Source organism: Oerskovia turbata (genome assembly GCF_000718325.1).
Classification (GTDB): domain Bacteria; phylum Actinomycetota; class Actinomycetes; order Actinomycetales; family Cellulomonadaceae; genus Oerskovia; species Oerskovia turbata.
Window position 1 is genome coordinate 24,157 of the sequence record NZ_JOFV01000008.1, and the last position, 13,743, is coordinate 37,899.

13 protein-coding genes and 1 pseudogene are annotated in these 13,743 nt (G+C 72.3%); all 14 read left to right on the plus strand.

The window, feature by feature from the left end; translation table 11 throughout:
* Positions 1 to 129 precede the first annotated feature (129 nt).
* Complete coding sequence (locus tag IE95_RS0109955; RefSeq protein ID WP_030151479.1) at positions 130 to 1,320, plus strand: amidohydrolase; 1,191 nt, start codon at positions 130 to 132, stop codon at positions 1,318 to 1,320.
* Positions 1,321 to 1,588: 268 nt separating this feature from the next.
* Complete coding sequence (locus IE95_RS0109960) at positions 1,589 to 2,680, plus strand: BMP family lipoprotein (RefSeq protein ID WP_030151480.1); 1,092 nt, start codon at positions 1,589 to 1,591, stop codon at positions 2,678 to 2,680.
* Positions 2,681 to 2,791: 111 nt separating this feature from the next.
* Positions 2,792 to 4,345, plus strand: a pseudogene (locus tag IE95_RS18880) (ABC transporter ATP-binding protein).
* Positions 4,342 to 5,610, plus strand: coding sequence for an ABC transporter permease (locus tag IE95_RS0109970; RefSeq protein ID WP_084690086.1), 1,269 nt, complete (start codon positions 4,342 to 4,344; stop codon positions 5,608 to 5,610). The pseudogene IE95_RS18880 and the gene IE95_RS0109970 overlap by 4 nt, the downstream one beginning before the upstream one ends.
* Positions 5,607 to 6,884, plus strand: a complete 1,278-nt coding sequence (locus IE95_RS0109975) for an ABC transporter permease (protein ID WP_030151482.1) — start codon at positions 5,607 to 5,609, stop codon at positions 6,882 to 6,884. Before IE95_RS0109970 ends, IE95_RS0109975 begins: the two co-directional genes overlap by 4 nt.
* A gap of 4 nt (positions 6,885 to 6,888) precedes the next feature.
* Positions 6,889 to 7,320, plus strand: coding sequence for a cytidine deaminase (locus IE95_RS0109980; RefSeq protein WP_030151483.1), 432 nt, complete (start codon positions 6,889 to 6,891; stop codon positions 7,318 to 7,320).
* Entirely contained in the window at positions 7,317 to 8,663 is a 1,347-nt protein-coding gene (locus IE95_RS0109985; RefSeq protein ID WP_051702976.1) for a thymidine phosphorylase, read from the plus strand. Before IE95_RS0109980 ends, IE95_RS0109985 begins: the two co-directional genes overlap by 4 nt.
* A gap of 1 nt (position 8,664) precedes the next feature.
* Positions 8,665 to 9,102, plus strand: a complete 438-nt coding sequence (locus IE95_RS18885; protein ID WP_030151485.1) for a YidH family protein — start codon at positions 8,665 to 8,667, stop codon at positions 9,100 to 9,102.
* On the plus strand, positions 9,099 to 9,413 hold the full coding sequence (locus tag IE95_RS20410) for a DUF202 domain-containing protein (RefSeq protein WP_051702977.1): 315 nt from the start codon (positions 9,099 to 9,101) through the stop codon (positions 9,411 to 9,413). The genes IE95_RS18885 and IE95_RS20410 overlap by 4 nt, the downstream gene beginning before the upstream one ends.
* 43 nt (positions 9,414 to 9,456) lie before the next feature.
* The gene (locus IE95_RS0110000) at positions 9,457 to 10,521 is read left to right on the plus strand and encodes a hypothetical protein (protein ID WP_030151486.1); all 1,065 of its coding nucleotides are present in this window, start codon (positions 9,457 to 9,459) and stop codon (positions 10,519 to 10,521) included.
* A gap of 28 nt (positions 10,522 to 10,549) precedes the next feature.
* A complete protein-coding gene (locus tag IE95_RS0110005) occupies positions 10,550 to 10,798 on the plus strand; it encodes a hypothetical protein (protein ID WP_030151487.1) in 249 nt (82 codons plus the stop codon).
* 99 nt (positions 10,799 to 10,897) lie between these two features.
* Positions 10,898 to 12,013: an adenosine deaminase gene (locus IE95_RS0110010; RefSeq protein WP_030151488.1), complete on the plus strand. Its 1,116-nt coding sequence runs from the start codon at positions 10,898 to 10,900 to the stop codon at positions 12,011 to 12,013.
* Positions 12,010 to 12,717 carry a deoxyribose-phosphate aldolase gene (gene deoC, locus IE95_RS0110015; protein ID WP_030151489.1) on the plus strand — a complete coding sequence of 236 codons (708 nt, stop codon included), beginning with the start codon at positions 12,010 to 12,012 and terminating at the stop codon, positions 12,715 to 12,717. Before IE95_RS0110010 ends, deoC begins: the two co-directional genes overlap by 4 nt.
* Positions 12,718 to 12,835: 118 nt before the next feature.
* Positions 12,836 to 13,648 (plus strand): siderophore-interacting protein, encoded by an 813-nt coding sequence (locus tag IE95_RS0110020; protein WP_030151490.1) that lies wholly within the window; start codon positions 12,836 to 12,838, stop codon positions 13,646 to 13,648.
* The last annotated feature ends 95 nt before the right edge of the window (positions 13,649 to 13,743 follow it).

Consider the following 13,743-nt stretch of genomic DNA (forward strand, 5'->3'; position numbering starts at 1 on the left):
GAGCGCCCGCGTCGACGGGGCCGGGGATAGTCTCGGCTGGTGAGCAGTCCTGAGGAGAGCACCGAGAGCAGCACCCCGTCGGACCGCGCCCGGACGGGGGCCAGGTCTCCTGCGTCGGCGCACGTGCCGGTGCGCACGGCGCTCGGTGACACGGTCGTCGACCTGGCGGCGGCCTTCGCGGACGAGCTCGTCGCGATCCGGCGTGACATCCACGCCCACCCCGAGGTCTCGCGCGCCGAGACCCGCACCACGGCACTGATCGCCGACCGGCTGCGCGCGGCGGGTCTCGAGCCCAGGCTCCTGCCCGGCACCGGCCTCGTGTGCGACATCGGCGGCGCCGACGGGCCCGACGGCGGTGCGGCCGGGCGGGTCGCGCTGCGCGCCGACATCGACGCGCTCCCGGTCCAGGACCGGTGCGAGCTTCCCTGGGCCTCGACGACCCCGGGGGTGGCGCACGCGTGCGGGCACGACGTGCACGCCACGGTCGTGCTGGGCGCCGGGCTCGTCCTGGCCGCGCTCGCCGAGAGAGGCGAGCTGTCCCGTCCGGTCCGGCTCGTCTTCCAGCCCGCGGAGGAGGTCCAGCCCGGCGGCTCGCTCGACGTGATCGCGGCGGGTGGGCTCGACGGGATCGAGGAGATCTACGCGGTCCACTGCGACCCCAAGGTCGACGCGGGGCAGATCGGGACGCGCATCGGTCCCATCACCTCGGCGTCCGACGAGGTCTCCGTGACCATCACCTCGCCGGGCGGTCACACGTCTCGCCCGCACCTGACGGGCGACGTGGTGTACGCGCTCGGGCAGGTCATCACGCAGGTCCCCGCGGTGCTCGGACGGCGTCTCGACCCGCGCTCAGGGGTCAACCTGACGTGGGGCGCGGTGCACGCCGGGTCGGCGCACAACGCGATCCCGAGCACCGGGACGGTCCGTGGGACGCTGCGCTGCCTCGACGTGCGTGCGTGGGAGTTCGCGGGGCAGGTGCTGCACGACGCGGTCGAGCAGGTCGTCGCGCCCTACGAGGTCGAGGTCACGGTCAACCACACCCGCGGGGTGCCGCCGGTCGAGAACGCCGAGGACTGCACGGCCTCGCTCGAGGCCGCGGCGCGCGACGTGCTGGGGCCGGCCTCGGTGCTGCTCACGGAGCAGTCGCTCGGCGGCGAGGACTTCGCCTGGTACCTGACCAAGGTGCCCGGTGCGATGGCTCGGCTGGGTACCCGGACTCCGGGCGGTCGGTCGTACGACATCCATCAAGGGGACCTGCGGGTCGACGAGACCGCGATCGGGGCGGGCGTCCGCCTGCTCGCGCGCGTCGCGCTGGGCTGACGAGCCTGCCTGGGCTGGACCCGCGAACTGTTGCCCTGTGCAACCAAGTGTCCGATCGCTGGAACGGTAGCGGTCACGGCTGAGACGTCAGATGACGCTTCCATAACGAAGCGTCCGCGTTACCCGCAAGTAACGTCCGACGTCCCCGGACGTGGCTAGTGTTCGATCCATACAGGCCGACGGACCCCGTGACCTACCCGTGCAACGACGCGCGGGCAGGTCCCGGTTTTCTCCCGGGGGCCATCGACGAGATCGACAGGAGCTCAAGGTGAAGAGAGCAACGCAGATGACAGCGCTCGCGGCCGTCGCCGCGCTGGCGCTGGCTGCATGTGGGAGCGCACCCGAGGAGGGCGGCGACTCGGGCACGGCCGGGGGCTCGAAGTCGAGCTTCAAGGCGTGCATGGTGTCCGACGCGGGCGGCTTCGACGACAAGTCCTTCAACGAGTCGGGCTTCAGCGGCCTCATGGCTGCCGAGGAGAACCTGGGCATCCAGACCGCCACGGCCGAGTCGAAGGAGGAGTCGAACTTCGCTCCGAACATCGACAACCTGATCTCGGAGAGCTGCAACGTCATCGTGACGGTCGGCTTCCTCCTCGCGACGGCCACGGGCGACGCCGCCCAGGCCAACCCGGACGTCGACTTCGCGATCGTCGACTCGACGGCGCAGGACGCTGACGGCAACCCGATCGAGCTCGACAACGTCAAGCCCATCAGCTTCGACACCGCCCAGGCCTCGTTCCTCGCGGGCTACCTCGCCGCGGGCATGAGCAAGACCGGCACCGTCGCGACCTACGGCGGCCTCGAGGTCCCGTCCGTGACGATCTTCATGGACGGCTTCGTCGACGGCGTCGCGAACTACAACGAGACGCACGGCACCGACGTCAAGACGCTCGGCTGGAACAAGGAGACCCAGGACGGCTCGTTCGCGGGCGGCTTCGAGGACCAGTCCCAGGGGCAGCAGCTGAGCCAGACCTTCATCGACCAGGGCGCGGACATCATCATGCCCGTCGCCGGCCCGGTCGGCGTCGGCACGCTCGCCGCCGCCAAGGACGCGACCGGCGTGTCGGTCATCTGGGTCGACGCCGACGGCTTCGAGACCAACCCCGACAGCGGAGACCTGATCCTGACCTCCGTGCTCAAGGAGATCGGTGCCGGCGTCGAGGACGTCATCACCGCAGCCTCCGAGGACGAGTTCTCCAACGAGCCCTACGTGGGCACGCTCGAGAACGGTGGCGTGGACATCGCGCCGTACCACGACTTCGAGTCGCAGGTTCCTCAGGAGCTCAAGGACGAGATCGACCAGCTCCGCCAGGACATCATCGACGGCACGATCGTCGTGGAGTCCCCGAGCTCGCCGTGACCTGACGCAGTACATCGTGGTCGAGCCGGCCCGGCACCTCGCCGGGCCGGCTCGACCAGTCTTGGGCTACCGTCGCAGGCAAGGCTGCCTGTGCATCGAAGGAGACCGTACGTGAAGCTGGAGCTCCGCGGAATCACCAAGTCGTTCGGACCGCTCGTCGCCAACGACCACATCGACCTCGTCATCGAACCGGGGCAGATCCACGCCCTGCTCGGGGAGAACGGCGCGGGCAAGAGCACGTTGATGAACGTGCTGTTCGGCCTCTACCAGGCCGACTCGGGCGAGATCCTGCTCGACGACGTCGAGCGCACCTTCCGCGGTCCGGGCGACGCCCTGGCAGCCGGGATCGGGATGGTGCACCAGCACTTCATGCTGGTGCCCGTCTTCACCGTCGCCGAGAACGTCATGCTGGGCCACGAGGACACCAGGGCCGGAGGGTTCCTGGACCTGGAGGCGGCCCGCAAGCGCGTGCGCGAGCTGTCCGCCCGGTTCGGGTTCGGGCTCGACCCGGACGCCGTCGTCGAGGACCTCCCCGTCGGCGTGCAGTAGCGCGTCGAGATCGTCAAGGCGCTCGCCCGCGAGGCGAAGGTCCTCATCCTCGACGAGCCCACCGCGGTGCTCACGCCGCAGGAGACCGACGAGCTGATCGAGATCATGCGCCAGCTGCGCGAGTCCGGCACCTCGATCGTGTTCATCACGCACAAGCTGCGCGAGGTCAAGGCCGTCGCCGACATCATCACGGTCATCCGCCGGGGAGCCGTCGTCGGCAGCGCGGAGCCGACCGCCTCCGAGAGCGAGCTCGCCTCGCTCATGGTGGGACGTGCCGTCTCCCTCGGCCTCGACAAGGCCCCGCCCCAGCGCGGCGAGGAGACGTTCGTCGTCACCGACCTCACGGTCCTCGCGCCGAACGGCCAGGCCGTCGTGGACCGTGTGTCGTTCACCGTCGCGCAGGGCGAGATCCTCGCCGTCGCCGGCGTGCAGGGCAACGGGCAGACCGAGCTCACGGAGGCCATCCTCGGGCTGCTGCCCTCCGCGGAGGGGTCGATCTCCCTGGACGGGCGGGAGCTGCGCGGCCTGACACCTGACGCGACGCTCGAGGCCGGGATCGGCTTCGTCCCCGAGGACCGCAAGGTCGACGGGCTCGTGCTCGACTTCTCGGTCGCCGAGAACCTCGTGCTCGACCTCTACGACAAGCCGCCCTACGCCAAGGGCATCGGGCTCGACCTGGGGGCGATCCGCCGCAACGCCGAGCAGCGCATCACGGAGTTCGACATCCGTACCCAGGGCCCTGGCCAGGAGGTCGGTCGGCTCTCGGGCGGCAACCAGCAGAAGGTCGTGCTGGCGCGCGAGCTGTCGAGGCCGCTCAAGCTGTTCATCGCGAGCCAGCCGACGCGAGGCGTCGACGTGGGCTCGATCGAGTTCCTGCACCGGCGCATCGTGCAGGAGCGCGACAACGGCACGCCCGTGATCATCGTGTCGACCGAGCTCGACGAGGTCGTCGAGCTCGCCGACCGCATCGCCGTGATGTACCGGGGAGGGATCGTCGGCGTGGTGCCGCCGACGACGTCGCGAGAGGTGCTCGGACTCATGATGGCCGGCGTCCCGCACGACGAGGCCATCGCACAGGTGCACGACCAGACCGACACGACGGGAGCAACCCAGTGACCGACCAGCAGCCCGCCCCGCCACCGACGGGAGAGCCGGCGCCGGAGCAGGCCGGCGCGGCGAAGCCTCAGCCCGCGGGCTCCGACTCCGCTCGCTGGGCCGCGACCTTCCGCGAGATCACGACCGGCCCGTTCGGCGTGACCGTCCTGGCGTTCGTCCTGGCACTGGTCATCGGCGGGCTCCTGATCATCGTCACGGACCCCGACGTGACCGCCGCCGCGAGCTACTTCTTCGCCAGGCCGGCCGACTTCTTCAGTGCGGCCTGGACCGCCGTGAGCGAGGCCTACGCGGCCATGTTCCGCGGAGCGGTGTACAACTACGACGCCCCGACGTTCGCGCGCGGCATCCGGTCGCTCACCGAGACCATGACGGTCTCGACCCCGCTCATCATCGCTGCGCTCGGCGTGGCCGTCGGGTTCCGCGCCGGGCTGTTCAACATCGGTGCCCAGGGCCAGGTCCTCATGGGGGCCGCGATCGGCGGCTACGTCGGCTTCGCGTGGAACCTCCCGCCCGTGCTGCACCTGCTCCTCGCCCTCCTGGGCGGCGTCCTCGCCGGTGGCTTCTGGGCAGGCATCGCGGGCTTCCTCAAGGCGCGCACCGGCGCGCACGAGGTGATCGTGACGATCATGCTGAACTACGTCGCGCTCTACCTCGTGGCGTGGTTCCTCACGACCAACGCCTTCACGCGGCCTGGTTCCAACCAGCCCAAGAGCCCCGGGGTCAAGGACACCGCGCAGCTCCCGCTGCTCCTCGGTGACCAGTTCCGCCTCAACGCGGGCTTCCTTGTCGCTATCCTCGCCGCTGTCTTCGTGTGGTGGCTCATGACGCGCTCGACCTGGGGCTTCCGCTTCCGTGCCGTCGGCTCGAACCAGCAGGCCGCGCGGACCGCGGGCATGGGCGTCGCGTCGTCGTTCGTCCTCGTCATGGTCGTCTCCGGTGCCCTGGCCGGGCTGGCGGGTGCCGTGCAGATCCTCGGTACCGAGAAGGCCCTCACGGGTGGTATCGCGGGATCGATCGGGTTCGACGCGATCACGGTCGCGCTCCTGGGGCGGTCCAAGCCGCTCGGCATCTTCTTCGCCGGTCTGCTGTACGCAGGGCTCAACGTGGGTGGGCGTGCGATGGAGGCCTCGACCGGGACCTCGATCAACATCGTCCTGGTCATCCAGTCGCTCGTCGTGCTCTTCATCGCGGCGCCGCCGCTCGTGCGGGCGATCTTCCGTCTGCCCGCCCCGAACCCCGTCGTCATGAAGGGAGTCAGCGCATGAGCGCCGTCGCTGCACCCGCTACCCAGGTCGCCGCCGTCACCGCGGCCCGCAGCTGGAAGCTCCCCATCACGCTGGGCGTCTTCGGGCTCCTCTCGTTCGTCCTCTTCGGCCTCCTGGGGCCGGCGGGTTCGGTCACGACGTTCGGTGTCTCGACGGGCGCCGACCTGCTCCAGTTCGACCCGGTGGCCGTGCCGACCCGGGCGACCGCGATCGTGCTCTCGGTCCTGTGCCTCCTGCTCGCGGGCTACGCCTACGTCCGGGTCCGCGCGGACCGCCCGGTCGGTCGCTGGGTGCTCGCGGTCTTCGGCGTGCTGTGGGTCCTGACGTTCCTGGTCTGGGCCGTCGCGGACAAGAGCACGTCGATCGTGAGCCTCCTCCAGGGGTCCCTGCTCCTCGCGGTCCCGCTCGCGTTCGGTGCTCTCGGCGGTCTGCTCAACGAGCGGGCCGGTGTCGTGAACATCGCGATCGAGGGGCAGCTCCTGACGGGCGCCTTCGGCGCAGCGGTGCTCGCCTCGGTCGTGGGCAACGCCTACGTCGGGCTCGTGGCCGCCCCGCTCGCCGGTCTGCTGATCGGTGCGATGCTCGCGCTGTTCACCGTGAAGTACCACGTGAACCAGATCATCGTCGGTGTGGTGCTCAACGTGTTCGCGGTCGGTCTGACGAGCTTCCTGTTCAGCTCGGTGCTCAAGAACGACGCGGCCACGCTCAACTCCCCGCCGCGCCTGCCGACGATCCCGATCCCGCTGCTGTCCGAGATCCCGGTCATCGGGCCGGTGCTGTTCCGCCAGTCGATCATCGTCTACCTGCTGTACGTCGCGGTGATCGTCATCAGCATCGCGCTGTTCCGCACCCGGTGGGGCCTGCGGGTCCGTTCCGTGGGCGAGTACCCGCAGGCCGCGGACACGGTCGGCATCGACGTGAACCGCACGCGCTGGGGGAACGTCCTGCTCGGGTCGATGGTCGCGGGCCTGGGAGGCGCGTTCTTCACGATCGGCTCGGTCGGTGCCTTCGGTCAGGAGATGACGGCCGGCAAGGGGTACATCGCGCTCGCCGCGATGATCCTGGGTCGATGGAGCCCCTGGGGCGCTCTCGGTGCCGCGCTGCTCTTCGGCTTCGCCGACAAGCTCCAGCAGGTGCTCGGGGTCCTCGAGACGCCGATCCCCAACCAGTTCATGCTGATGCTGCCGTACGTCGTCACGATCTTCGCGGTGGCGGGACTCGTCGGCCGCGTCCGTGGTCCTGCGGCCGCGGGCCAGCCGTACGTGAAGGGATGACGACGTGAGCGAGAACAGCGCCACGGACGTCGACGCAGGGGACCGCTTCGACTGGGAGACCCTGCGCGTCGCCGCTCGGGCTGCCATGGAGAAGGCCTACGCGCCGTACTCGTCCTTCAAGGTCGGTGCGGCCGCGTTCGTCGACGACGGCCGCCTGGTCACGGGCGCGAACATCGAGAACGCGGCGTACGGCGTCACGCTGTGCGCCGAGTGCTCGCTCGTGAGCGACCTGATCGGGAGCGGGGGCGGTCGCCTCGTGGCGTTCGCGTGCGTCGACGGTCACGGCAACAGGCTCATGCCGTGCGGTCGGTGCCGCCAGCTCTTGTGGGAGCACGGCGGTCCCACGCTGCTCGTCGAGACGACCCGTGGCATCAAGCCCATGAGCGAAGTGCTGCCCGACGCTTTCGGGCCCGAGGATCTGGTGGAGCGAGCATGAGCACGAAGAGCATCCCGGCGGGCGCCTCGGGCGCGCTGCCCGACAAGGCGACCGAGTCGTTCGACGCGGTCGACGTCATCCGCACCAAGCGGGACAAGGGCCGGTTGTCGGCCGAGCAGATCGACTGGGTCATCGACGCCTACACCCGTGGCGTCGTGGCCGAGGAGCAGATGGCCGCGCTCAACATGGCGATCCTGCTCAACGGCATGGACCGCACGGAGATCGGCCGCTGGACGGCCGCGATGATCGCGTCGGGCGAGCGCATGAACTTCTCGGCACTCTCGCGGCCCACCGCGGACAAGCACTCGACCGGTGGCGTGGGCGACAAGATCACGCTGCCGCTCGCACCGCTCGTCGCGGTCTTCGGCGTGGCCGTGCCGCAGCTCTCGGGGCGCGGTCTGGGGCACACGGGCGGCACGCTCGACAAGCTCGAGTCGATCCCGGGCTGGCGTGCGGCGCTGACCAACGAGCAGATGATGCGCCAGCTCGAGCACGTGGGCGCGGTCATCTGCCAGGCGGGCTCGGGCCTGGCGCCCGCGGACCGCAAGCTCTACGCGCTGCGCGACGTCACGGCGACGGTCGAGGCGATCCCGCTCATCGCGTCGTCGATCATGAGCAAGAAGATCGCCGAGGGCACGGGTGCCCTGGTCCTGGACGTCAAGGTCGGCTCCGGGGCGTTCATGAAGGACCTCGACCAGGCGCGCGAGCTCGCGCGCACCATGGTGGACCTGGGTACCGACGCGGGCGTGCGCACGGTCGCGCTGCTGACCGACATGTCGACGCCGCTCGGTCTCACGGCGGGCAACGCGCTCGAGGTCCGCGAGACCCTCGAGGTGCTCTCGGGCGGTGGCCCGCGCGACGTCGTGGACCTCACGGTCGCGCTCGCGGTCGAGATGCTCTCCGCTGCGGGGAAGCCCGTTCCCGAGGACGAGGTGCGGCACGCGCTGTCCAACGGCCGGGCCATGGACAAGTGGCGCGAGATGATCGCGGAGCAGGGCGGCGACGCCCGCGCGCCGCTGCCCGTCGCGCGCGAGAAGGAGCACGTGGTCGCGGACCGCGACGGCGTGCTCTCGCACCTCGACGCGTTCGGCGTGGGCGTCGCGGCCTGGCGCCTCGGGGCGGGCCGCGCCCGCAAGGAGGACCCGGTGCAGGCGGGCGCGGGCGTCGAGATCCACGCCAAGCCCGGTGACGTCGTGACCAAGGGCCAGCACCTGCTGACCCTCCACACGGACACCCCCGAGCGTTTCGACCGCGCGGTCGAGGCTCTCGACGGGGCGTGGGGCGTCGCGGACCCGGGCACGGTCGTCGAGACCCCGGCCCTGATCCTCGACCGCCTGAGCTGAGATGTCGGCGCAGGCGGGGGAGCCCTCGGACGACGCGGCGACGCGCAGCCACGGGGCGCCACCGGCCGACGACCGTCGTCCGCGCTCGGTGTACGGCGTGGGCGAGGAGCCCGACATCCGCTTCAGCCTGGCCAACGAGCGCACCGCGCTGGCCTGGGTGCGGACGGGGCTCGGTCTGGTGGCGGGTGGTGTCGCCCTCACGTCGTTCGCGTCGCTCGCGAGCATGTCCGGCTTCGTCGACGTGATCGCCGCGGTCGCGTGCCTCGCGGGGGCGGGCTTCGCGGCCTACGCACTGCTCGCGTGGCAGCGCAACGAGCGGGCCATGCGGCGGGGCGAGCCGTTGCCCGCACCGACGGGCCTGCCGGTGCTCGTCGCGGGCGTGCTCGTCCTCGCGCTGCTCGTGGCCGGGTACGCGGTCACGGAGGTCTGGCGGGCGTGACGCGTCCGGCCCGCGACCCTGGCCTGCAGCCCGAGCGCACCGCGCTCGCGTGGCAGCGCACGGTCCTGGGGGTCGTGATCGGGTCGGTCCTGCTCGCTGCCGTGAACCTGCGGGTGGGGCAGCCCGTCCTGTGCGTGCTCGCGGGGGTGCTCGCGGTCGCGACCCTCGTGCCGGCGGTCCTGCGGCCGCCGTCGGGTGGTCTCCCGCGCGACGGCCGGCTGCACTCCTGGGGCTTCCTCGTGCGGGTCGCGTCGCTCGTGGGAGCCCTCGGGTTCCTCGGTGCGGCGAGCGCGGTCGTGAGCCTGCTGTGAGGGCGGGTCGTCGTCCGGGGGGAGGGGATGGCAGGCTGTCGGGATGATCCTCGCCGACCTCCAGCTGACCCGGGTCCTGCGTGCGGTGGGAGCGGGGCGGGGGCCGTTGCCGCCCGTGCCGCCGTCGGGCCGCTACGTCGTCCCGGGGCCCGACGGCGCCGCGTCCCTGGTTCGTCGGCTCGTCCGCCGCGCGGGGCACCCCGAGCAGGTCGCCGACCGCCTGGTCGACGCCCTCGCGACGCTCCGGCCGTGGGAGCGGGCGCACGTGCTCGACCCGCTGCACCGGGCCGCGTCCGGCCCGTCGCAGGGGGACGGTGCGCCGGGACACGTCTCGTTCCCTGCGGGCCCTGACGCGCGCTTCGGCGAGCCGCTCGTGCTCGGCAGCGCCCGGGCGGTCCAGCTCGACGGCACGACGTGCGGCTCGGCAGTGCTCGCGGTCCTCGCCGCGGCGGGCGACCCCGTGGTCGGGCTGTGGCTCGTCGCGGGCACCGACGTGTCCCGGGGGGAGAGCGCGCACGTGGTGACCGCGGGAGAGGCCGAGGCGACCGCCCGAGAGCTCGAGACGTCGTCGGGCAGGTTCGCGGCGCTCCAGCGCCTCCTCCAGGCGCGCACGGCGCACGCCGCGCTGGGCCCTCTTCCGTGGCCCACCGGGCTCGGCACGCCGCCCTGGACAGCCGCACGTGACGCCCGCTACGCCGACGTGCGGTACACCCACCGCATCGTGGCGGGCCACGGCACCGCGGACCGCGTGCTCGCGAGCGCGCTGCGCTCGGCCGCCGCGGGCGTCCCCGTCCCGCTGTACGCGGGCGGGGACCTCGGGACGGGGTGGTCGACGGCCGTGCCGCGCCACGTCGTGCTGCTCGCGGGCGTGAGCGCTCCTGCGGAGCCGCAGAAGGAGGCCGCCGTGCCGTTCGGCGGCCGGTGGTGCTCGGTGTACGAGCCGTCGACCGGGACGATGCACCGGCTGCGCGTCGCCGACCTCCTCGCCGGGACCGGCGACGACGGCGAGCCCGGCAGGGGCGTGCGGCGCGCGCTCGGCGGGTGGCCGCACGTCACCTGGGCGGTCCTGCCCGCGGGACGGGCTGGCGGGTCGCGCCGCGTCGGGTGACGATGGGGAGAGACGAGAGGAGCTCACCATGAGCACGGTCCCCGGCACCGACTCCTGGCGCGACGCAGGCCTGGTCGCGCCCGACGACGACGCCCCGAAGAACCTGGTCGAGGAGGGGCTGGCGCCCCCGGACGTCCCCTCCGACGCCGACGACGTGGAGGAGTACAGCCCGCGGACGCCGCGCCCCGACCTCGACGGCGAGGCGGACGAGGCCGACGTCGTCGAGCAGGCGTCCGTCGTGCCGCTCGACGAGGGCGCCGACGCCGACGGGGACTGAGCCGGGCGGTGGCGGGCGTCGCGCACCCGTGACGCTCCCGTGACCTGGGACCCGCACCGCCGTCGCGTGCGCCCGCCCCGCGCCCGGTAGCGTGAGCCCATGACCTCCACACCCTCCTCCGTGAGCGAGACCGTCGCGGCGATCGCCGCGCTCCCCAAGGTCGTCCTCCACGACCACCTCGACGGTGGGCTACGGCCTCGGACGATCATCGAGCTCGCCGCCGAGATCGGGCACGACCTGCCCGCGACCGACCCCGACGCGCTGGGCGCCTGGTTCGTCGAGTCGGCCGACTCGGGATCGCTCGTCCGTTACCTCGAGACCTTCGACCACACGATCGCCGTGATGCAGACGCGCGAGGCGCTCGTGCGCGTCGCGCGCGAGTCGGTGCTGGACCTCGCAGCCGACGGTGTCGTGTACGCCGAGCAGCGGTGGGCCCCCGAGCAGCACCTGCGCGGCGGGCTGAGCCTGCAGGACACCGTGGACGCCGTCCAGGCGGGCCTGGAGGAGGGCGTGGCCCTCGCCGCCGCGCAGGGGCGCACGATCCGCGTGGGCCAGCTCGTGACCGCGATGCGGCACGCCGACCGCTGGCAGGAGATCGCCGAGCTCGCCGTGGCCAACCGGGGCAACGGCGTCGTCGGGTTCGACATCGCGGGCGCCGAGGACGGCTTCCCGCCCTCGCGCTTCCCAGGTGTGTGGCAGTACCTCGCCGACCAGAACTTCCCCGTGACGATCCACGCGGGCGAGGCGTCGGGCGTCTCGTCGATCGCGGAGGCCGTCCACCTGGGCCAGGCCTCGCGCGTCGGGCACGGCGTGCGTCTCATCGAGGACATCTCGTTCGACGAGCACCACGGCACCGCGGCGCTCGGCCGGCTCGCGCACTGGGTCCGTGACCACCAGATCCCGCTCGAGCTGTGCCCCGTCTCCAACCTGCAGACCGGCGCGGCGGCGACCTCGATCGCGGCGCACCCCATCACGCGCCTCAAGGAGCTCGACTTCGCGGTCACGCTCAACACGGACAACCGCCTCATGTCGGGCACGTCCATGACCCGCGAGATGACGCTGCTCGTCGAGCAGGCCGGCTGGACGCTCGAGGACCTCTACGACGTCACGGCCACGGCCGCGTGGAGCGCCTTCATCCACCACGACGAGCGCCGCGCGCTGGTCGACGACGTCATCCTTCCCGGTTACCAGGAGATCCAAGGAGCACAGCTGTGAGCACCCCCGGCACGTCCTCGCTCGACCGCGCGGCCCTCGCGCAGTTCGTCGACCACACCCTGCTCAAGCCCGAGGCGACCCGTGCGGACTTCGAGGCGCTCGTCGACGAGGGCGTCGCGCTCGGCGTCTACTCGGTGTGCGTCTCGCCTTCGGTCCTGCCGCTCGACGGCAAGGGTCTGAAGATCGCGACCGTGTGCGGCTTCCCGTCCGGGACGCACCACAGCGACGTCAAGGCCGCCGAGGCCGCGCGGTCGGTCGCCGACGGTGCCGACGAGGTCGACATGGTCATCGACCTGGGTGCCGCCAAGGCGGGGGACTGGGAGTACGTCCGGGCGGACATCGCGGCCGTCCGTGCCGCGGTCCCGGCGCCCAAGGTCCTCAAGGTCATCATCGAGTCCGCCGCGCTGACGGACCACGAGATCGTCGAGGCGTGCCGCGCCTCGGAGGCGGCGGGCGCCGACTTCGTCAAGACCTCCACGGGCTTCCACCCGGCCGGCGGAGCCTCGACGCACGCGGTGTCGATCATGGCCGAGACGGTCGGCGGACGCCTCGGGGTCAAGGCCTCGGGGGGCGTGCGAACGCTCGCCGACGCGCTCGCGATGATCGAGCACGGCGCGACGCGCCTGGGCCTGTCCGGCACCGCTGCGGTGCTCGCGGGCTTCGACGGCGTCGAGCCGGCCGAGGGGGGCGCAGGGGGCTACTGACCCGCACCCGACGGACCGAGGGGTGGCCGTGCCCGGACGGGCGGTCACCCCTCGGTGCATCCGGGGTTAGGCTAGCCTCACTTCGCCATCGCGGGCGGAGCGCACCTTGGAGGACCGTATGACCGACCCTGCCCCCCGCAAGCCCGAGCGCGTCGCGACCCACGCAGTCGTCGTGCGCACCGAGCACCTCACGCCGCACATGATCCGTGTGGTCCTCGGGGGAGAGGGGCTCGAGGGCTTCGACGCCGGCCCGTACACCGACCGCTACGTCAAGCTGCTCTTCCCGGCCGCGGCCGGCCCCGAGGGACGCGTGCCGATGCGCACCTACACGATCCGCTCGTGGGACCCCGTCGCCCGTGAGCTCGCGATCGACTTCGTGGCGCACGGCGACGAGGGCCTCGCGGGCCCCTGGGCGGCCGCCGCCCGGCCCGGTGACGCGATGTCCTTCTTCGGCCCCGGCGGCGACTACGCGCCGTCAGGTGCCTATGACTGGCACCTGCTCGTGGGTGACGAGAGCGCCCTGCCCGCCATCGCGGCAGCCCTTGAGGCAGTGCCCGACGGCGCGCCCGTCCTCGCGGTCGTCGAGGTCGCCTCCGCGGCGGAGGAGCAGGCCCTCACGTCGCCGGGGGCGCTCGACCTGCGCTGGGTCCACCGCGACGCCTACCCCGGCCGGGCGCCCGGCGACGTCCTCGTCGAGGCCGTCGAGGCGCTCACGTTCCTGCCCGGGCAGCCCCAGGTGTTCCTGCACGGCGACGCCGGGTTCGTGCGCACGCTGCGCCGCCACGTGCGCCTCGACCGGAACGTGCCCGTGACCGCGCTCTCCGCGTCCGGCTACTGGCGCCGCGGGCGGACCGAGGAGGGCTGGCGCGCCGAGAAGTCCGACTGGAAGGCCGCCGTCGCGCGCGACGAGGAGCCTGCGCTGCGATCCTGACGGGCCCGGGCCCCTCGGTGGGCCTGCTCAGCGGGCGCGGAGACGCGCTCGACCCCGGCGTCTCGATCCAGGGTGTGGTGATGCAGCCGGGAGCG

Bases quoted from the DNA above. Each gene is read 5' to 3' on its own strand.
- IE95_RS0109975 (WP_030151482.1), top strand. From the start codon at position 5,607: ATGAGCGCCGTCGCTGCACCCGCTACCCAGGTCGCCGCCGTCACCGCG.
- IE95_RS0109985 (WP_051702976.1), top strand. From the start codon at position 7,317: ATGAGCACGAAGAGCATCCCGGCGGGCGCCTCGGGCGCGCTGCCCGAC.
- IE95_RS18885 (WP_030151485.1), top strand. From the start codon at position 8,665: ATGTCGGCGCAGGCGGGGGAGCCCTCGGACGACGCGGCGACGCGCAGC.
- IE95_RS0110000 (WP_030151486.1), top strand. From the start codon at position 9,457: ATGATCCTCGCCGACCTCCAGCTGACCCGGGTCCTGCGTGCGGTGGGA.
- IE95_RS0110005 (WP_030151487.1), top strand. From the start codon at position 10,550: ATGAGCACGGTCCCCGGCACCGACTCCTGGCGCGACGCAGGCCTGGTC.
- IE95_RS0110010 (WP_030151488.1), top strand. From the start codon at position 10,898: ATGACCTCCACACCCTCCTCCGTGAGCGAGACCGTCGCGGCGATCGCC.
- IE95_RS0110020 (WP_030151490.1), top strand. From the start codon at position 12,836: ATGACCGACCCTGCCCCCCGCAAGCCCGAGCGCGTCGCGACCCACGCA.